Origin of the sequence: uncultured Caldilinea sp. (assembly GCF_937128415.1) — a bacterium.
GTDB lineage: Bacteria > Chloroflexota > Anaerolineae > Caldilineales > Caldilineaceae > Caldilinea.
Map to the genome: position 1 here is coordinate 1 of NZ_CAKZMJ010000045.1, position 18,899 is coordinate 18,899.

Here is an 18,899-nt window from a genome sequence, read left to right on the forward strand (position 1 = left end):
ATCGAGGGAGGCAGGATGCGCCTGCACATCGTCATCCCGGCGAACACGAGCGCCGAGGTGACGCTGCCAGGCGCTTCCCTGTTAAAGGGTGCAATTCCCACCCCGATTTCATCATCGCGCTGCGCGCCATCCGGCCGCCTCCGCTTCCTGAGGAGAACAGAACCAACGTTCTCCTCGGCGTACGTCGATCACGGTTCTGCAGTAGTCGCGCTGGCCCGGCATGTGGTAGATCTTGCCGTTGCGGCTGATGTTGCCCTTGATGGGACAGGCCGGATTGGGAGGAGGAGAGGGATCGTTTTCGCACGTGTACGCCGGCCAGGGGTTGCCTCCGCCCCTGGAGGGCGTCGGTGTCGGCGAAGGGTCGGAAGATTCTGCGCCCCAGAGTCCTCTCCCTGCCGCGCGCGCTTCTTGTTCGGCGGCGCGGATTTCCGCCAGCCGGCTTACATCGGGCGGGAAGGTGGCAAGTTGCGCATAGCCTTGACGCACCAATTCTGCATTGACGTGCGTTCCATCGGCTAGAAAGACGTATCGCAACAAGCGACCGTAGCGATCCGTCTCGCTGACATCCTTGAGCAAATAGACCGTTTTACCTTCGACCAGGCGGCGATTGGCGGCGGTCGCCTCTGGGCCGAACGGTTGATCGGACTCGGGCGCATTGATCAGGATGTAACGGACGGAATGTTCGACGCCGTTGAGCCGCACGCGAATCGTGTCGCCGTCGACGACGTACACCACCTGGGCGGCGACGGCGCCGACAGGGACGCCTGCTACGGGCCTCGCCGGCTCCTCGGCTTCCAGGCGCACCAGGAAGGCGGCGATCCACGCTCCGGTGTCCAGCCTGTACCAGTTGCCGGCTGCATTTTGCCCGACGATCTGCACGACGTCGCCGGCGCGAGCGCTGCCCACAATGGCGAAGTTCGTGCCGGGGCCGGCGCGCAGATTTGCATTTCTCAGCACAGTGGCGGCTACAGGGGCGTCTAAATCGTTCTGGGCGGCGAGGGGAGATGTCCAGAACGTCAGCAACAGGCAGATCAACAACAGCGCAAGCCGTCGATTGCGCCCATTCAAAGAGATGGAAGAGATCACTGATTGGATGTTCATCATGAAAGTCCTTTGCTCGGAGGAATCAACGACCTTCACCTACCACTAATTATATCGTTTTGCATCGGCTCCATCCTTCGCACTTTCGTCAGATCTTTCCCCAGAATCGAAAAAACTTCCGCCTGGCCTCCCTGAGACTAAAGTCGCAGCGTCGGCGCAGAAAGCCTCTTATTCTGCTGTTTAAAAGAATGACCTTGTGCGCTGCGCCTGATCCGCATGCGTTCAGACGCATCTTCATGCTGGATCAGAGGGGTACTGATGAACGATTCATTGCTTCCACAAATTGACGCTGTGCGTTGCACCGGCTGTGAACGATGCGTCGAGATTTGTCCACCGCAGGCGCTGGCGCAGATGCATGGCAAGGCGATGTTGCTTTACCCGGAACGCTGCATCTATTGCACCTTTTGCGAGGACATCTGCCCGGTGGACGCCATTGCGCTGCCATTTCTGATTGTCTTTGCCGGACGTCAACAGGCGAAAGACGAAAGCTGAGAAATTGAAAGTAGATCGTCGGTTCTCATATCGTTGCCTTGTTTTTTCACAAAGGAGAAGAGAATGATGAAGAAATTTTTGACGATTGCATTGGTGATCGCATTGGTCGCCATAGGCATCGCGGCCTGTGGAGGCGAAGAGGAGACGCCCACCCCGGCGCCGGTCAGCGTCGAGGGAGGACTCCCCGCCTCGGCGATGGAGATCGCCGCCGCGCGCGGTCTGACGCCGGATGACATCGCCGCTGCGCTCAAGACCTACACCCCGAGCGGCAAGGTGGATGAATATCTGCTGTTCATGTCCGGCGGTCACTCCGGCAACGTGATCGTGGCCGGCATTCCCTCGATGCGCATCCTCAAAAACATCGCCGTCTTCACGCCGGAGTCGTGGCAGGGGTATGGATTCGGCTCCAGGGAGTCGGAGCAGATTCTGGATGCAGGCAATGTCAACGGCGTCAAGATTCGCATGGGCGACACGCATCATCCTGCGCTGAGCGAGACGAACGGAGACTATGACGGCGAATACCTGTTCATCAACGACAAGACGCACGCTCGCGTCGCCGTCGTCGATCTGCGCGATTTCGAAACCAAGCAGATCGTCAAGGATCCGTTGCTGATCAGCGCGCACGGCTCCACCTTCGTCACGCCGAACACCGAGTACGTGGTGCAGGCCAGCCAGTACAACACGCCGTTGGGCTGGGAGTACGCGCCGATCTCCGAGTACAAAGAGAAATATCGCGGCACCATCACCTTCTGGAAATTCGACCGCGCGAAGGGCCGCATCCTTCCCGAAGAGTCGTTCGCCGTCGAGATTCCGCCGTACTGGCAAGACCTCTGCGACGCCGGCAAGCTGGCCTCCGACGGATGGGCATTCTGCAACTCCTTTAATTCCGAGCTCTACACCGGCGGCGTCACAGAAGGCAATCCACCTTTCGAGGCGGGCGTCAGCCAGCGCGACATGGACTACCTGCACATCATCAACTGGAAACGTGCAGAAGAAGTCATCAAGGCCGGCAAGTACGAGACGCTCAAAGGCATGAAATTGATCCGCATCCCGGCGGCGGCGGCGGAAGGCGTGCTCTACCTGGCGCCGGAGCCGAAAAGCCCCCACGGCGTCGATGTATCGCCGGACGGCAAGTACATCGTCGTGGCCGGCAAACTCGATCCGCACGTGACGGTCTACTCGATCGACAAGATCAAGCAGGCGATCGCCGACAAAAAATGGACGACCGACGACTACGGCATTCCGGTGCTCGACTTCGACGCCGTCATGCACGCCCAGGTGGAGCTTGGCCTCGGTCCGCTGCACACCCAGTTCGACGACCAGGGCTACGCCTACACCAGCCTCTTCCTGGACAGCGCCATCGCTCGCTGGAAGCTGGGCGGCGACGATCCGAGCGCCTATGCGCTGGTCGAGAAGACGCCGGTGCAATATAACGTCGGCCACATCGCAGCCGCGGAGGGCGACACCGTCAACCCGGACGGCAAATATCTGGTGGCGCTGAACAAATGGGCGGTCGATCGCTTTGCGCCGATCGGGCCGCTGCTGCCGCAGAACATCCAGTTGCTCGACATCAGCAGCGGGCAAATGAAGGTGATCTACGACATGCCGATGGGCATCGGCGAGCCGCACTACGCCCAGATCATCAAAACGGACAAAATCAAGGCCTGGGACGTTTACCCAGAAGTCGGCTGGGATCCGATCGCACAGGCGCCTTCCAAATACGCCACCAAGGCGGGTGAGGAGCGCGTCGTGCGCAACGGCAACCAGGTGGAGATCTTCATGACCTCGATCCGTTCGCGGCTGACGCCGGATCATATCGAGATCAAGAAGGGCGATCACGTGATCTGGCACATCACCAACATCGAGACCGCCAAAGACGCCACTCACGGCTTCCAGCTTGGCGGCTACAACATCAGCCTGAGCATCGAACCGGGTGAAACGACCACCTTCGAGTTCGATGCAGTCAACGACGGCGTCTTCGCCTTCTACTGCACCGAGTTCTGTTCGGCGCTGCACCTGGAGATGATGGGATACATGTTCGTCCAGCCGTAAGAAGGAAAGGGAGAGAGGAGTGAGGAGTTGGAGAGAACAGAGCCGTTGCGCATTGGGTTTCGTCTCTCAGGCGCTCATCGCCTCCTCTCTCCGACCGCTGCGCTCAGCGAGGAGTGCAGAAAGAGAGGGTTGGTTTATGACTGCAGACATGGAAAAGTTGCTCGGCCCGCGCGTTCCGGCCGATGAACTGAGGGCGCATCGGACGCGTTACCTGATCCCGACGCTGATCTTTGCGGCGGCGGCCATCCTGATCGTGATTTCGATGTTTCTGCCCTACTGGAGCCTCACCCTGCACGCGCCCCAGTATCCACAGGGATTGAAGGTCGTCGCCTACGTCAATCAACTGCAGGGAGACGTCGCCGAAATCGATGGGCTGAACCATTACATCGGCATGCGCCGGCTGGGGGAGGCGGCGCAGTTCGAGATGCAGGTCTCCATCTTTGCGATCACCGGCATTGCGCTGTTGATTCTGGCCGCCATCTTCGTGCACAACTGGTGGGCGGCGCTGCTCGCCTTGCCCGGCCTGCTGTTGCCCTTTTTCTTCCTGGCCGACCTGCAGTTCTGGCTTGCAAACTTCGGCCAGAATCTCGACCCGACCGCGCCGCTGTCGAGCAGCGTCAAGCCGTTCGTGCCGCCCGCCCTGGGCGTCGGCAAGATCGCCCAGTTCCGCACCGAGGCCTATCCGGAGATCGGCCTGTGGTTGGCATTCGTCGCTTCGGCGTTGATTCTGATCGGGCTATATTTCCACCGCCGCGCCTACAAGCCGCTGGTGGATGCGCAGAAGCAAGCGGCGAAGGCCGGTTGAACGCGTCTGACGGTTCAGAGGTGCACGGTGACAAAGCGTCTGCCCTCCAGCGTTTCAAACATCAAGATCGTGCTGGCGACTCTGCTTGCGTCCGGCCTCATTCTGCTCGCCCTTCAGATGCATGCATTTGCATCGGACAGGGAGACGACGCAGTGCGGCCACGCCACCTTGCAGGCCATGATCGACGCCGCCCAACCCGGGGATGCGCTGCTCGTGCCCGCCGGCGTCTACGCCGGCCCCATCCAGATCGATAAGCCGCTGACGCTGGAAGGCCAGCTCTGGCCGGTGATTCAAGGAGACGGCCAGGGCCATGTCGTCGTCATCACGGCGCCCAACGTGACGCTGCGCGGCTTCGTCGTGCGCGGCAGCGGCGCTTCGCTCGACCGCGAGGACAGCGCCATCCGCGTTTCGGCGCCCAACAGCGTGATCGAAAACAACCGCATCGAAGATGCACTGTTCGGCGTCTATCTGGAGCGCGCAGCGGACAGCGTCGTACGCGGCAACACAATTTACGGCATGGATCTGCCCATCTCGCGACGCGGGGATGGACTGAAAATCTTCTACAGCCCCCGCACGTTGGTCGAGGGCAACGTCATGCGCAACACGCGCGACGCCATCCTCTGGTACTCGCCCGACAGCCCTGTGCGCGGCAACGACTTCGCCGACGGTCGCTACGGCCTTCATCTGATGCAATCCGACCGGCACGTGATTGAGGAGAACATTCTGCGCAACAATTCGGTCGGAGTTTACGTAATGTACGGGAGTGGCTTCGAGCTGCGGCGCAACCTGATCATCAACAACCGCGGCCCGAGCGGCTATGGCGTCGGTCTCAAAGAGGCGAACGACGTGCTTCTCGAAGGCAACCGCATTCTGTCCAACCGAGTCGGCGTCTATTCGGACGGCTCGCCGCTGCGGCCGGGGAGCACGGTGACCTATCGCAACAATTTGTTCGCCTACAACGAGATCGGCCTGGAGATGTTGCCCAACACGGAGCGCAACCGCTTCCGCGACAACATTTTCCTGGACAACGGCCAGCAGGTGACCGTCGCCGGCGGCGGCGACTTGCTGCGCAACGAATGGGCGATGGAGGGTCGCGGCAACTACTGGAGCGACTACGCCGGCTTCGACGCCGACGGGGACGCCATCGGCGACCTGCCCTATGCGGCCAAGAGCCTCTACGACACTCTGACCGGCGTGCATCCGGAACTGCGGCTCTTCCAGCTCAGCCCGGCCGTCGATGCGTTGGACCTGGCGGCGAAGGCGTTTCCGCTCTTTGCGCCGCAGCCGCGCCTCAGCGATCCGGCGCCGTTGATGCAGCCGCCTGCGTTGCCGCCGACGCCGGGGCTGGAGCCTGCGCCCACGACGGCCAACCTGCTCGTGGCGCTGACCATGGTCGCTGCGGCGCTGTTCATCGTGTGGACGGGAAGGCGCGGGTTGCGGGGACGACGAAATGCAAACGTGGGCAAGACGCATCGGGCGACGGCCCGTTCATAGTCGGATGGCAACCATGATTGAATGCATCGATTTGACCAAACGATACGGCAAATTCATCGCCGTCGATCACCTCACGTTGCAGGTGGCGGAGCGCAGCGCGCTTGCCTTGTGGGGCGCAAACGGCGCCGGCAAGACCACCGTCATCAAGTGCCTGCTGGGGCTGTTGCGCTTTGAGGGGGCCATTCGAGTCGACGGCCTGGACGTGCGCCGCCAGGGGCGCGCGGTGCGCCAACGCATCGGCTACGTGCCTCAGGAGCTGGCTTTTTACAAGGAGATGACCGCCGTTGAGATGGCGGCATTTTACGCCCGGCTCAAAGGTGCGCCCTCCGAGCGCATCGATCCGGTGCTGGAGCAGGTCGGCTTAAGCGAGCATCTCGCGAAGCCGGTCGGCGCGCTCTCCGGCGGCATGAAACAGCGCCTGGCTCTGGGGCTGGCGCTGCTCTCCGATCCGCCGGTGCTGGTGATGGACGAGCCGACCTCCAATCTGGATGCGGCGGCGCGCAGCCAACTTCTTCAGCTTCTGGCGCAGGTCAAGACCGCAGGCAAAACCATCCTGTTCACCTCGCATCGCATCGAAGAGGTCGAAGCGCTGGCGGATGCGGTGGCCGTGATGGAGCGCGGGCGGCTGCAATTCACTTGCGACTCCGCCAGCCTGGCGCGGCGCGTCGGCCTGCGCACGCAGGTGAAGTTCATCGTGCCCGGACATGAGGTGGAGCGCGCGCTCGAAGTGTTGCAAGGCGAGGGGCTGGCGGCGCGGCGCAACGGCATCGGCGTGATCGTCGACGTTTCGCACGGCGAAAAGGCGCGGCCGATTCACACGCTCAGCCGCGCCCGCATCGAAGTGATCGATTTTGAGGTGGAGTGATCGGCCATGAACATCACCGTCATCTGGACCCTGGCGCAGAAGGAGCTGCGCGACGCGCTGCGCAACCGCTGGTTCCTGCTCTACACCGCCGCCTTTGTGGGGCTGTCGTTGGCGCTCTCTTACATGTCGCTGGCGGGCGCAGGCATCGCAGGCTTCGCCGGCTTTGGTCGCACCGCCGCCAGCTTGATCAACCTGGTGCTGTTGATCATCCCGCTCATGGCGCTGACCGTCGGCGCCCAGAGCCTGGCGCACGAACAAGAGCAGGGCACGCTCGCCTATCTGCTGGCGCAGCCGGTGACGCGCGTCGAGGTCTTTGCGGGCAAGTATCTCGGCCTGGCGATGAGCCTGCTGGCGTCGGTGGGATTGGGCTTTGGCATCGCAGGGGTTGTCCTGGCCATCTCCGATGGCGCCGGCTCGCCGGCAGCCTACGTCGGCCTGATGGGGAGAACCTACCTGCTCAGCCTCGCCATGTTGAGCGTCGGCGTTCTGGTGTCGGCCATGTCCAAGCGCGCCGGCGTCGCCATCGGCGGCGGGCTGTTCCTCTGGCTGGCGTTCGTCTTTCTGGGCGATCTGGGACTGATGGGCACGGCGCTCACCATGCGGCTTTCGGTTGGGCAACTGCTCTGGCTTTCGTTGCTCAACCCGCTGCAGGTCTTCAAAATGGCCGCCATCCTGGACATCAACGCCACGCTCGACCTGCTTGGTCCGGCGGGAATTTACGCCATGCAAGAATACGGGCAGCGCCTGCGGATCATTTTCCTGGCGCTGATGGCGGCCTGGATCGTTCTCCCTGCGCTGGCGGCCTATGCACGCTTCCAGAGGCGCGGAGATTTTTAGGAAAAATGCCGGTGGAAGGTCGTCTTGAAAAAGGTGCAACAATGACTGAAACGATCTTGCAAAGCTGGCGGGCGATGATTGTTCTGCTATTCATGCTCCTGTTGACGGCGTGCGGCAACAATCCTGCAGAACCGAAACCCGCCGATATTCGCTATGGAGAATCTACTTGCACTGAATGCGGCATGATCATCAGTCAGCCCAAGTACGCCAGCTCATTCGCCTATGCGGAAAGCGAAGGTCACTACAAGAGCCTGGCCTTCGACGACATCGGCGACATGGTCGTCTATATGCGTAAACATCCAGAGCTGACGCCTGTAGGAATTTGGGTGCATGACTATGACAGTGAAGAGTGGATTGACGCGCAAGGCGCAACGTATGTAAAAAGCGACGCCATCCGCTCTCCGATGGGGTTCGGCGTCGCCGCCTTCGCCGACCCATCGGCGGCTGAACGCTTCGCCGCTGAGGTGGGAGGCGCTGCGCTCGATTGGGATCATCTTCGGATCGAGCTGGCAATGGCTGAGCACCATCATTGATTTTGTGAGGTTGCTTGACATTCCGAACCATTTCGTTCATTTTTAGAAGAGGTGATTATGTTCAAACGGATGACGCTTATCACTGCGATGCTTCTGTCGGCGCTGATTTTGTCGGCCTGCGGCGGCGGAGATAAAAAGGAGGAGGCTGCTCCGACTGCGCCGCCGGCCGCCGTGCAACAACAGGAAGCGCAGCAACCGGTGGCGAACGCTCCTGCAAAACCTGTCGGCGACGCCGCCAACGGCGCTAAAATTTACGCCACTGCGTGCGTGGCCTGTCACGGTCCAGACGCGAAAGGGGTGACCGGCCTGGGCAAAGACCTCACCACCAGCGAGTGGATGGCGCAACAGACCGACGAGCAACTGATCGAGTTCATCAAGCGCGGCCGCGACGCCAGTGACCCGCTCAACACCACCGGCATCGCGATGCCGCCCAAAGGCGGCAACCCGGCCATGACCGACCAGGAGATCGCCGACATCGTGGCCTATCTGCGTTCGATCCATCAATAGACGGAGAGAAACTCATGGCCCAACCCATCGCACCCCAACCGGGCGCCCTCAACGTCTATAGTTATCGCAACGCGCGCACGCGCGACGTGCAACTGGTGAGGCTCTTCCGCGGGGAGGAAGTGCACGCCTATCTGCTCGTGGTGCCTCCCGGCGCAACCATCGAGCGCCACATCCACGAGAACAAGCACGAAATTTTCGACGTGCTGGAAGGCGAGGGCGTCTTCGAGGTGGAGGGGCGTCAGATCGCCGGCGCGGCGGGCAAGTGCGTCTTCGTGCCCGCTGGCTGCGCCCATAGCCTGCGCAACGAGTCAGATGCACTGTGGACGGTGCGCGTCACCTGCCACGACCGCGTCTATCCGCGACATCTCGGCAAACTGCTGGCGCGCGCCATCCAGAAACGGTTCACGCGCTGGTTTGGCGCATAGGGGAAAGTGCTGCGTGTTTCGTGTTCCGCTTCAAGAAAGAGGCCAAACCTCACGGAATACGCACCACGGAACACGCACCACGCAACACGAAGCACGCACCATCAGGAGGCGACGATGACGACGACATTCCTTAAAACGCTCGAACGAACAGGCGATCCGTTCGCCGATCTGAACGGCTACGGAAGGCCGGAACGCTGGACAATCGACCGGCTGGAGCCGCTGCCGGAGGAGGAATGGGCGCGCATGCGCGAATTCCTCGCCCTGAGCGACGCTGAAATGGAGGCGATGCTGACCACCGTGGAGGCGCTTTTCCGGCGCGGGCACGAGCTGGTCGTCGCCACATACGACTATCTCTTGCACAACCCGGAGACCGCCGCCATCCTGGGCTGGGAGAGCGGCGCCGACCCTGCGCACCTGGCCGAGCGGCGCCGCTTTTTCACCGTCTGGCTGGCGCGGCTGCTCGGCATGGACTTCAGCGCGGACCTGGCCAACTATCTTTTCCGCGCTGGCAAATATCACGCCGCCCACGGGCCGCGACGCATCCATGTGCCGCCGGTGTATGTGACCGGTTCGATCAGCCTGGTCAACGCTACGTTTGGCCGTTTCATCATGGAGGAGATGCCCGGCCATGCGTCTGCGCCGCTGGCGATGGCGGGCTGGAATAAAGCGCTGACGCTGCATCTGCACCTCATGCAGATGGGCTACCAGGCGGCCATCGCCATCGACCAGGGAGAAATCGGCGTCCCCTTCAGACTCTTTGGACGCATGCGCACCGTGACAGGCGTGCAGTCGCTGACCGTGCACGTCGATGAGGGTGCGCCGGTGGAGACGGCGCTGCGCAAATTCTTCAACTATTTCCCGCAGAGCCGCGGCGAAGTTTTCGATGTGGAATGGGCGGGCGGCGAGCGACTCGACAGCCACGGCACGCCCTGGTTCACCGTCAATCGGCTCTACACGGTCAAGCCGATGTGGCGCGTGTTGCTCAACGGCAAAGACCTCAGCTACGTCGGCGGTCCGTCGACGCCGTTGCGCGCAGGCGATGAAATTCACATCTTCCCGCCGGGAAGATAGCGATAGGATTCAGGAGCAATCATGCCAGACCGCTTCACCCTCATCACCGCCCTGCAAGAGTCGCTCGTCGCCCCGCCGGAGAGCATCGTCAGCCGCACGCTTTACACGAGCGAGACGGTGCGCATCGTGCTCTTCGCCTTTGCGCCGGGTCAGGAGCTGACCGAGCACACCTCGACGCGGGAGGCGCTGATCCATGTGCTCGACGGCGAGGCCATCATCACCCTGGGCGGCGAAAGCGTGCAGGCGAGCGCAGGGCTGTTGATCCGCATGGCGCCCAATCTGCCCCATAGCGTCAAGGCGCAAAGCGCCATGCGCATGCTTTTGTACATGTTAGGGAAGTGAGAGGGAGGCGATGCGACTGCAAACCACGGTCACGCCGGCGGCGCGCGCGGTGCGCGTGGCGCTGTTGGCGCTGGCGATGGCAGGGCTGTTGCTCGGCATGTGGGCCGGGCTGATTCGCCTGGGATGGGGAGGGTTGCCGCCGCTGCGACATACGTTGCCGGCGCTGCACGGACCGTTGATGGCGTGCGGCTTTCTCGGCGTCCTGATCGGCCTCGAACGCGCTGTCGGCACCGGCCAGCGCTGGGCGTACGCCGGCCCGGCGCTGGCCGCACTTGGCATCATAGTCTCGCTGGCGGGCATTGGCGGCAGCCTGGGCCCGCTGCTGGTCACGGCCGGGAGCGTCATCGTCACCCTGGTGCTCATCAGCCTGGTGCAATTGCAGCCCGCCCTCTTCACGGCGACGCTGGCCGCCGGCGGCGGCGCATGGGTGGTCGGCAATCTGTTGTGGACGCTGGGGCGCCCTCTGTCCGTCGCCTCGCTTTGGTGGATGGGCTTCCTCGTACTGACGATCGCCGGGGAGCGGCTGGAGCTGAGCCGAATGCTCAAGCTTTCGGCCTGGGGATATCGTTCCTTCCTTATCGCAGTGGGGACGCTGGCGTTGGGGTTGGGGGTCGGCGCCTTTGCCTTCGCCACAGGCATGGCCATCAGCGGCGCAGGGTTGTTGCTGATCGGGCTGTGGCTGCTGCGCTATGACATCGCCCAACGCCGCATGAAGGCGGGGGGGCAGGCGCGCTTCACGGCGCTGGCGTTGATCTCCGGCTACGTCTGGCTGGTGGTGGGCGCCTTGTTGTTGATGCGCTACGCCGGTGCAACCGCCGGCCCCTTCTACGACGCAGCGATGCACAGCGTCTTTCTGGGCTTCGTCTTCGCCATGATCTTCGCCCATGCGCCAATTATTTTCCCGGCCGTGCTGAGCGTTCCGATGCAGTACACGGCTCGCTTTTACATCCCGCTCCTCCTGCTGCATATCACGCTGCTCGTGCGCGTCGGCAGCAACCTCTTCGGCTGGTGGGAGGGGCGTCTGTGGGGCGGTCTGCTCAACGCGGCCACGATCTTGCTCTTCCTGCTGACGACGGTGACTGCGCTGCGCCCTCGCAGGGAAGGCGTCGCCGCGAAGCAGAAGGCTTCGCTCGTCGTAAAATCGTAATATGCCTCCGATCACGCGTCTTTTTGTCAAAACCAGCCTGGTCTATTTGATCGCCTCATTCGGCGTCGGGCTTTTCCTTGCACTGCGTCCTCTGGTTGCGTTGCCTGCGCTGGTCAACGGCCTGGCGCCTGTCTATTTCCATCTCTTCATGGTCGGCTGGGTGATGCAGCTGATCGTCGGCGTGGCGTATTGGATGTTCCCCAAGTGGAGTCGGGAGCGTCCACGCGGCTACGATGCGCTGGCGTTGGCGACCTTCTGGCTACTCAATCTCGGGCTCCTGCTGCGCGTGGCGGCGGAGCCGGCGCAGATCGTGAGCGCCTGGCCGGGTTGGGGATGGTTGGTGGTGTGCGCGGCGCTCTTGCAGTGGCTGGCGGGGATGACCTTCGTCGTCAACACCTGGCCGCGCGTCAAGGAGAAGTGACATGCCTCGCCTGAGCGTCTGGTTTGTGCGCGCGGCGCTGGTCTATCTGGCGCTCGGCTTCACCTTCGGCGCGCTGATGCTCGCCAACAAGGGCGTTTCTTTTGGCCCCTGGCTCTGGCGGCTGCTGCCGGCGCACATCGAGTTCCTCCTCTTCGGCTGGACGTTGCAGCTCGCCTTCGGCGTCGCTTTCTGGATTTTGCCGCGGTGGCGGACGCAGCGCGGCAACGAAAAACCGGCGTGGGCGGCGTTCTTTTTGTTGAACGTCGGCGTCTGGATGGTGGTGCTCGCCGGCTGGCTCAACTGGGAAGCAGGATGGCTGACGCTGGGAAGAGTGGCGGAAGCGACTGCCGTGGCCGCGTTTGCGATCCACGCATGGCCGCGCGTCAAACCCCTGATGGAGATCAACGCAACGTCCTCTGAGTGAAGGCGCCCTAAAATCACTCCCCTTCAAAGTGGAAGCGCAGCTGCGAACTGCACTTCTTCGCATTCCTCAAGGCCTTACAGCTTTGGGGTCTGCCGGGGCCTGCGGCTGCGAGCCGCAGCTACGGTGCTCCCTTCTCCCCCTCTCCCAGCCTTGGAAGAGGGGGCAGGGGGTGAGGGCTTTCCCCACGGCTTTTCGGTCTGCCGGGGCCTGCGGCTCGCAGCCGCAGCTACGGTGAATCCGGTGCATTTTCGGCTGGGAGCCGCACCGACGCCGCTCTCCCCCTCTCCCAGCATTGGGAGAGGGGGCAGGGGGTGAGGGCTTTCCCCACGGCTTTGGGGTCTGCCGGGGCCTGCGGCTCGCAGCCGCAGCTACGGTGAATCCGGTGCATTTTCGGCTGGAAGCCGCACCGACGCCGCTCTCCCCCTCTCCCAGCATTGGGAGAGGGGGCAGGGGGTGAGGGCCCACCTCGATCCACCGAGGGCCTGCGGCTGCGAGCCGCATAAAACGTCTGCACAAATTCAACGGAACACGCAACAACGCCGTCGATTCCCCTCGTTGGCGGGGAACTGTCATCACCGCTTCGTGGGCATGCCGAAGGCGGCTTTCGTCCCAGGCAACAGCAGATAGATCAAAATGACGCCGTTGATGAGGATCGACGGCAACATCTCCTGGAGACTGCTTTCGCCGAAGAGCGATAGAAGCGCAAGGATTAAGTTCAACGTCGAAATGATCGCCAGAAAAGTCCATCCTTGTGGGTCTAAATTCCACAACATACGGAAAACCCAAAGGTAGATCAAAAACATGATGGCCCACAGCGCCGCCCCCAACACGCCGAAAGCGAAAAAGCGCACGCTTCCGCCGAACAACCCTACGGTGGAGACGGTGAACAATTGGAATGCATAATACGCGGCCACCAACGCCCCCAGCAACGCCAGAATCGCCAGGATGGTGATGCCAATGGGACGACTCTTCGCCATAAATCCTCCTTTTTCGTGTTTCAAGATGGAAATATCGAGACGAAATGAAAGCGAAGGGAAACAAACCGATCTGCGCTGGCGCCTCCTTTCAAATCATAGCACTTTTTTTGCCGTTCTGCAAGAGGGTTTCAACAACGGGGCGGAGCGTAGATCGATCTCGGCAATTGTCAGGCGTCGCCTGTCCCGTTACAATAATAAACGTGAACGCCGCAAGAACTGAAGCTATCGAACTCTGGAGGCAGGCAGGCTTCCTACAATCTGCTCCCTTCGAAGCTGTGCGCGCGCTCGCCGAAGTTGCAACGCCTCACTCCTACCTGCGCAACGAGGTGATCTTTCTGGAAGGGGAGCCGACGGCGGGCCTCTTTCTGGTGGAATCAGGGATCGTCAAGATTTGTCGTTACTCGAAGGAAGGGCGCGAGCACATTCTGCATTTCATGCAGCGCGGCGACACCTTCAACGATGTCTCAGCGATGGATGGCGGAACGAACCCTGCCACTGCGGTGGCGCACACGGATGTCAGGCTCTGGCGCATCACGCGCGAGGATCTTCGCGCTATTGTGCTGAACCAACCGGCGCTGGCCTGGGCGATGATCGAGAATTTGGCCCATCGGGCGCGGCGGTTGGTGAACCAGGTGCAAGACCTGGCGATGCGCAACGTGCGCAGCCGCCTTGCCAAACTATTACTGGAGCAGGCCAGAGCCGTCGAGCGTGGTGAATCGCCTCCGCCGTTGACCCAGGAAGAAATGGCGCACTATCTCGGCACGGTGCGCGAGGTGGTCGGGCGCACGTTGCGGGCGTTCATCGTCGAGGGGTTGATTGAAATGCAGCGACAGCAGATCGTCATCGTCGACCGCAAACGCCTCGAGGAAGAGGCCGAAATTTAACATCCGCTGGATCGCGTTGACACGTTTGACTGCGCGGGAGAAGAGCAATATGTTTGACCTGAACCGCTCTACACTGGAAAGACACAGCGTAGACATGCGCCAGTTCATCGACTGGCGACAGTCGGTCTTGCCTAACGGGCTGCGCGTCATCGACGGCTACAACAGCAGCGGCCTGACGTTGACGCTGCTGCCCGATCGCGGCCTGGACATCTGGCTGGCGGCCCACAACGGGCGCCCGTTGACCTGGATCAGCCTGGGGTCTCCCCATGCGGCGGACTTCGGCGCCGGCTGGCTGCGCCTCTTCAACGGCGGCGTGCTCGTCACTTGTGGGTTGCGCCATGTGGGCCCGCCGGAAAGCGACCAGCGCAGCGGCCAATTCCGAGATCTGCATGGCGACTTCAGTTTGCTGCGGGCCTACAACGTGGCGGTGCACGGCGGCTGGCAAGCCGAACGCTACGTCGCCGAGGTGACAGGCGAGGTGGCCGAGGCTTCGCTCTTCGGCGAACAGCTCCATCTGACGCGCACAGTGCGTTTCAGCCTGGGAGAGCCGGCGGTCGAGATCATCGACGTCGTCGAAAATCGCTACGATGCGCCGACGCCTTTCATGTTGCTCCACCATTTCAACTTTGGCTATCCGCTCGTGCAGGAAGGCGTCCGTCTCCATGTAGCGCACGCCGCCGTGGTTCCGCGCGACATGCAGGCGGCGTCGGCATTGCATGATTGGCCCAACTATCACGCCGCGGCGCCGCGTCATCTGGAGGAGGTCTTCTTCCACCAGGTTCTGCTCGATGAGAGCAAACAAGCGGCGGCGGTGCTGGCTTCGCAGACCTTCGGCCTGATGCTGGAGTGGGACGCCACGCATGAACCCTACCTTACACAGTGGAAGAACTTTCGCCAGGGAACCTACGTCTGCGGCGTGGAGCCGGGCAACTGTCTGCCGGAGGGTCAAAATCGGGCGCAGCGCCATGGCCGTCTCATTCATCTCGCCCCCGGTGAACGTCATCGATTCTGGAATCGCCTCACCGTGCTCGATGGCGCCGAAGCGGTGCAGCGAGCCTTGGAGCGCGTGGCGCTTTTACAACGGCACGGCCAGCCGTCTTCCATTACGCTGGAAGATTACGCCACATGAAAGTTGCGTGGTGCGTATTTCGCGACTTCTCAGCCGGCAATGCCTTCACCCGAGCCTCCTGGGACGCACTGCGGCTGTGATGATCAACGCAGTTGCATTGAACAAGAGGAGAACGGAGAAGGCTGCGTTCAGTTCATAGCGGTCTGCCAGCGCGCCCAGCGTAAAGGGCGCAATCAGGATCGCCAATCCTGCGGCCGTTGAGACCCATCCGCTGGCGGCGTCGGCATGATCGGCGGCGATGGTTAAGGCCATCGACAGCCCCAGCGGGAAAAGCGCGCCGACGCCAAAGCCGACGACGCCCAACCCCATCACAGCGACCGGCGGCGTCCTCGCCAGCCAGAAGACCGGAAAACCGATCGCCACCACAACCAGCATCGCCAACAGCAAAGTGCGTGGAGATGCGTGCAACGTCCATCGGCTGTTGGCGAAACGGCCAAGCAGAGCGCCAATGAAAAAGACGCTCACCAGCATGGCGGCGTCCGTCGCAGGCAGACCGACGGCGCCGGTCAAAAAATCGGCGCTCCACGCCACCATGCACCACTCCATCGCCACGCTCATGATGAGCGCCAGCCACACCGCCCAAAAAGAAGCCGGCAGCCGTTTCGCTGCAGCGCGTCGCTCGAACGAACTTGTCTGGGAGGGAATCGGAACGCTTCTGTTGAAAAGCGCAATCCAGCCAAGCGCCAGCACCGCCGTCAGCAACGCCCCGCGCCAGCCGACCGCCGTACGCGCCCACAGCCCGACCATCAGCGGCGAAAGCCCTGCGCAAAGCATCGCCAGCATGTTCGCTTCGGTCAGCGCCGTCGCCCGCAAGGCGCCATGATGGTCGGAAAGCGCCGCCTGAATCATGACCAAAAGCAGCGTGCCCAGGTAGCCCATCCCCAGCGCAGCGCTGAGGGTGACCGCAACATGGAGCCCGCTCATCAAGAGCAGAGCGCCAAGCGTCATGCTGATGGCGCCGCCCCACAACAGCGTGCGCCGCCCCATCCGTTGCGCCAGCGGCGCAGCGCTCAAGCCGGCGGCGATCATGCCGCCGGCGAAGGCGCTCAGGTGCAGGCCGCCCTCCGCATAACCCAGGTGCAACTCGCTGCGCAAGAAGGGCATCAACGGCCCCAACGAGGCCTGCAAATAGGCGAAATAGCCGAGCAGCAGGTAGGCGAGCCAGGTGAAGCGATCGCGTCGGAAGGCGCCCACGATGCCCGCCTACGCAATGACCGACGCAATGGCGCGGCGCACGATCGCTTCGCCCGGGTCGTCGATGATGATGACGTCTCCCAGCGCCTGGGGAATGATGAAACGCAGCGTTTTGCCAACGCGTTTTTTATCCTGCGCCATGGCGGCGTAGATGGCGTCGACGCTGAAGCCGGAGACGCTCGTCGGCAGCCCCAGTCGCTCCAGCAAGTTGTGGATGCGCGCCGCCAGCGCAGGGTCGCATCTCCCCAGCTCGACGGCCATGTTGGCGGCCGCCGTCATGCCGACCGCCACCGCATCACCGTGGCGCATCTGATACCGGCTGACCTGCTCGATAGCGTGGCCGAAGGTGTGTCCGAGGTTGAGCGTGGCCCGCACCCCGCGCTCAAAGGGGTCCTGCTCGACGATGCGCACCTTGACGCGCACGGCGTCCGCCACCAGTTGCAACAGGTTGACCGGCCCCTCCTCCTCCAGTTGCACGAAGAGCTGCGGCGCGCCGATGATCCCGTGTTTGACCACCTCGGCCAGGCCGGCGCGGAATTCATCCGAAGGCAGCGTGGAGAGCGTCGCCACATCCATCAACACGGCGACCGGCTGCTTGAACGCACCGACGAGATTCTTGCCCTGCGGCAGGTCAACGCCCACCTTGCCGCCGACCGAGGCGTCCACCATCGCCAGCAGCGAGGTGGGCGCCTGCACAAAGGGAACGCCGCGTAGATAAGTGGCGGCTGCAAAGCCCGCCAAATCACCGATGACGCCGCCGCCGACGGCGATCACCGGGCTGTGGCGGTCCAGACCGGCTGCAACGAATTGATCATAGAGCAGCCGCACATTTTCCAGCGTCTTGTGCTGTTCGCCCTCGGGAACGAGACAGATCGTCGGCTCGAAACCGGCGGCGCGCAGGCTGGCGCTCACCGTCTCGGCGTGCGGAAGAATCATCTCGTTGGTGACGACGGCCGCGACGCCGGGGCGCACTCCCCGATTCAGGAGCAAGCGACCGGCGTGGGTGAGCAGCCCTTCGCCGAGCAGCAGGTCGTAATCGCCCGACGGCGAGCGCACAGGGATGCGATTCAACCCCGGCGCCTCCTGGTTGGCGAGCGCAGCGTCGAGCACGCGCTCGGCCACTTCTTCGGCGCTCAGCGAGGTCGTGTCCACCTGATAGGCGATGGCCCCGTAAGCGTAGCGGCGCTGTTGAAGCAGAAGATGGATGCGTCGGCGGCGCTCGTCCGCTTCCCCGGGCAACAGCGGTCGATCGTTGGCGTCGGCCAGTCGCCGCAGAATTTCCTCTTCGGACGCATGAAGACAGACGACGGCGCCGCTGGCTTCGAGCGCGCGACGGTTCTCCGGGTTGACCAGCGCGCCGCCGCCCGTGCTGATCACCAGATTGCGCTGTTGCGCCAGTTCTCGACAAAGTTGCGCTTCCGCCGCGCGAAAGGCTTCTTCCCCATCCTCGGCGAAGATGGCGGGGATGGGCTTGCCGAACCGTTCGACCAGCACGTCGTCCATATCGACGAAGCGCCGTCCCAGGCGTTGGCTCAGGATGCGCCCCACGGTGCTTTTGCCCACGCCCATGAAGCCGGTGAGGATGATGTTGCCGTCTGAAATTTCCGATGGATTCATACGGAAGACTCTTTCTGTTGAGGCGTTTTAAGCCGCTCAAGGACGGCGGCCACGCACTGCTCCAGCGGCTGCGCCGTGTCGAGCATCAGATGATGTTCAGGTTTGATCGGATACCGCCAGCAGCCATCGTAGCGACACAACATCTCCTGCATGGCGGGCCAGCCGCTGATCTTGTGCGTCGAGTCGCCGGGCTGCCGTGCGTCGAGCCGCCGTCGCCATTCCGCTTCGTCGAGCACGGTCTCCACGATCAACAGACGCGCGCCGCGCTGCGCCGCAATTTCTTGGGCGCGTGCATACCCGTTGGGATAAGAAAGCGGCGAGACGGCGATTACGCTTAGCCCCAAACTAAGCTGCGTTTCGACGATCCGCCACATGATTCGGTAAGCGAGTTCGTTGGCGTCGGGCATCTCCAGGACGTAGTCCTTGATGTCGTCCTTGTCGATGAGCGGAACCCGCAATCGCCGCGCAAGTGTTTCCGCCACGGCGCTCTTGCCGGTGGCCGGATGCCCTTTCATGGCGATCAGGGTCAGCGGAATGGAGATGGACGTGCTGTCGCCGAAAGGAGAGACGGAGGACATACGA

Annotated in this window: 21 protein-coding genes; 16 read left to right on the forward strand and 5 right to left on the reverse strand. The window is 62.6% G+C overall.

Features of this window, described 5'->3' with window-relative positions; genetic code table 11:
• Positions 1-111 precede the first annotated feature (111 nt).
• The gene (locus Q0367_RS06965) at positions 112-1,101 is read right to left on the reverse strand and encodes a thermonuclease family protein (protein WP_297630876.1); all 990 of its coding nucleotides are present in this window, start codon (positions 1,099-1,101) and stop codon (positions 112-114) included.
• A 258-nt stretch (positions 1,102-1,359) separates the two neighbouring features.
• Between Q0367_RS06965 and Q0367_RS06970 the strand changes: the two genes are divergently transcribed.
• The 14 genes from Q0367_RS06970 (at position 1,360) to Q0367_RS07035 (ending at position 12,516) form a co-directional block, all read left to right on the forward strand.
• Positions 1,360-1,593, forward strand: a complete 234-nt coding sequence (locus Q0367_RS06970) for an ATP-binding protein (protein WP_297630874.1) — start codon at positions 1,360-1,362, stop codon at positions 1,591-1,593.
• Between the two features lie 63 nt (positions 1,594-1,656).
• The gene (nosZ, locus tag Q0367_RS06975) at positions 1,657-3,645 is read left to right on the forward strand and encodes a Sec-dependent nitrous-oxide reductase (RefSeq protein ID WP_298981325.1); all 1,989 of its coding nucleotides are present in this window, start codon (positions 1,657-1,659) and stop codon (positions 3,643-3,645) included.
• 136 nt (positions 3,646-3,781) lie between these two features.
• Positions 3,782-4,450 (forward strand): cytochrome C, encoded by a 669-nt coding sequence (locus Q0367_RS06980; protein ID WP_297630868.1) that lies wholly within the window; start codon positions 3,782-3,784, stop codon positions 4,448-4,450.
• Positions 4,451-4,477: 27 nt separating this feature from the next.
• Positions 4,478-5,944, forward strand: coding sequence for a nitrous oxide reductase family maturation protein NosD (locus tag Q0367_RS06985; RefSeq protein ID WP_298981326.1), 1,467 nt, complete (start codon positions 4,478-4,480; stop codon positions 5,942-5,944).
• Positions 5,945-5,957: 13 nt separating this feature from the next.
• Entirely contained in the window at positions 5,958-6,809 is an 852-nt protein-coding gene (locus Q0367_RS06990) for an ABC transporter ATP-binding protein (RefSeq protein WP_298981327.1), read from the forward strand.
• A 6-nt stretch (positions 6,810-6,815) separates the two neighbouring features.
• On the forward strand, positions 6,816-7,646 hold the full coding sequence (locus tag Q0367_RS06995) for an ABC transporter permease (RefSeq protein WP_298981329.1): 831 nt from the start codon (positions 6,816-6,818) through the stop codon (positions 7,644-7,646).
• Between the two features lie 41 nt (positions 7,647-7,687).
• A complete protein-coding gene (locus Q0367_RS07000; RefSeq protein WP_298981330.1) occupies positions 7,688-8,179 on the forward strand; it encodes a nitrous oxide reductase accessory protein NosL in 492 nt (163 codons plus the stop codon).
• A gap of 57 nt (positions 8,180-8,236) precedes the next feature.
• Positions 8,237-8,686 carry a cytochrome c gene (locus Q0367_RS07005; protein WP_297630854.1) on the forward strand — a complete coding sequence of 150 codons (450 nt, stop codon included), beginning with the start codon at positions 8,237-8,239 and terminating at the stop codon, positions 8,684-8,686.
• Between the two features lie 14 nt (positions 8,687-8,700).
• Entirely contained in the window at positions 8,701-9,111 is a 411-nt protein-coding gene (locus tag Q0367_RS07010; protein WP_298981331.1) for a cupin domain-containing protein, read from the forward strand.
• Positions 9,112-9,225: 114 nt separating this feature from the next.
• Entirely contained in the window at positions 9,226-10,182 is a 957-nt protein-coding gene (locus Q0367_RS07015) for a protoglobin domain-containing protein (RefSeq protein ID WP_298981332.1), read from the forward strand.
• A 21-nt stretch (positions 10,183-10,203) separates the two neighbouring features.
• Entirely contained in the window at positions 10,204-10,524 is a 321-nt protein-coding gene (locus Q0367_RS07020) for a cupin domain-containing protein (protein WP_298981333.1), read from the forward strand.
• Positions 10,525-10,534: 10 nt separating this feature from the next.
• The gene (locus Q0367_RS07025; protein WP_298981334.1) at positions 10,535-11,671 is read left to right on the forward strand and encodes a hypothetical protein; all 1,137 of its coding nucleotides are present in this window, start codon (positions 10,535-10,537) and stop codon (positions 11,669-11,671) included.
• A 1-nt stretch (position 11,672) separates the two neighbouring features.
• Positions 11,673-12,092 carry a hypothetical protein gene (locus Q0367_RS07030; protein ID WP_298981335.1) on the forward strand — a complete coding sequence of 140 codons (420 nt, stop codon included), beginning with the start codon at positions 11,673-11,675 and terminating at the stop codon, positions 12,090-12,092.
• A gap of 1 nt (position 12,093) precedes the next feature.
• A complete protein-coding gene (locus Q0367_RS07035) occupies positions 12,094-12,516 on the forward strand; it encodes a hypothetical protein (RefSeq protein ID WP_297630836.1) in 423 nt (140 codons plus the stop codon).
• A 572-nt stretch (positions 12,517-13,088) separates the two neighbouring features.
• Here the strand turns inward: Q0367_RS07035 and Q0367_RS07040 are convergent.
• Positions 13,089-13,493: a hypothetical protein gene (locus tag Q0367_RS07040; protein WP_297630833.1), complete on the reverse strand. Its 405-nt coding sequence runs from the start codon at positions 13,491-13,493 to the stop codon at positions 13,089-13,091.
• Positions 13,494-13,693: 200 nt separating this feature from the next.
• Here Q0367_RS07040 and Q0367_RS07045 point away from each other — a divergent pair, with 200 nt between their 5' ends.
• Both Q0367_RS07045 and Q0367_RS07050 read left to right on the forward strand, forming a co-directional pair.
• Positions 13,694-14,377: a Crp/Fnr family transcriptional regulator gene (locus Q0367_RS07045; RefSeq protein WP_298981337.1), complete on the forward strand. Its 684-nt coding sequence runs from the start codon at positions 13,694-13,696 to the stop codon at positions 14,375-14,377.
• 49 nt (positions 14,378-14,426) lie between these two features.
• Positions 14,427-15,506, forward strand: a complete 1,080-nt coding sequence (locus Q0367_RS07050; protein ID WP_298981338.1) for a DUF4432 family protein — start codon at positions 14,427-14,429, stop codon at positions 15,504-15,506.
• A 45-nt stretch (positions 15,507-15,551) separates the two neighbouring features.
• Here the strand turns inward: Q0367_RS07050 and Q0367_RS07055 are convergent, their stop codons facing one another.
• The 3 genes from Q0367_RS07055 to Q0367_RS07065 are packed head-to-tail and all read right to left on the reverse strand — an operon-like array spanning position 15,552 to position 18,895.
• Entirely contained in the window at positions 15,552-16,700 is a 1,149-nt protein-coding gene (locus Q0367_RS07055; RefSeq protein ID WP_298981339.1) for a sugar MFS transporter, read from the reverse strand.
• Between the two features lie 9 nt (positions 16,701-16,709).
• A complete protein-coding gene (aroB, locus tag Q0367_RS07060) occupies positions 16,710-18,317 on the reverse strand; it encodes a 3-dehydroquinate synthase (RefSeq protein WP_297630822.1) in 1,608 nt (535 codons plus the stop codon).
• On the reverse strand, positions 18,314-18,895 hold the full coding sequence (locus Q0367_RS07065; protein WP_298981340.1) for an ATP-binding protein: 582 nt from the start codon (positions 18,893-18,895) through the stop codon (positions 18,314-18,316). Before Q0367_RS07065 ends, aroB begins: the two co-directional genes overlap by 4 nt.
• Between the last annotated feature and the right edge of the window lie 4 nt (positions 18,896-18,899).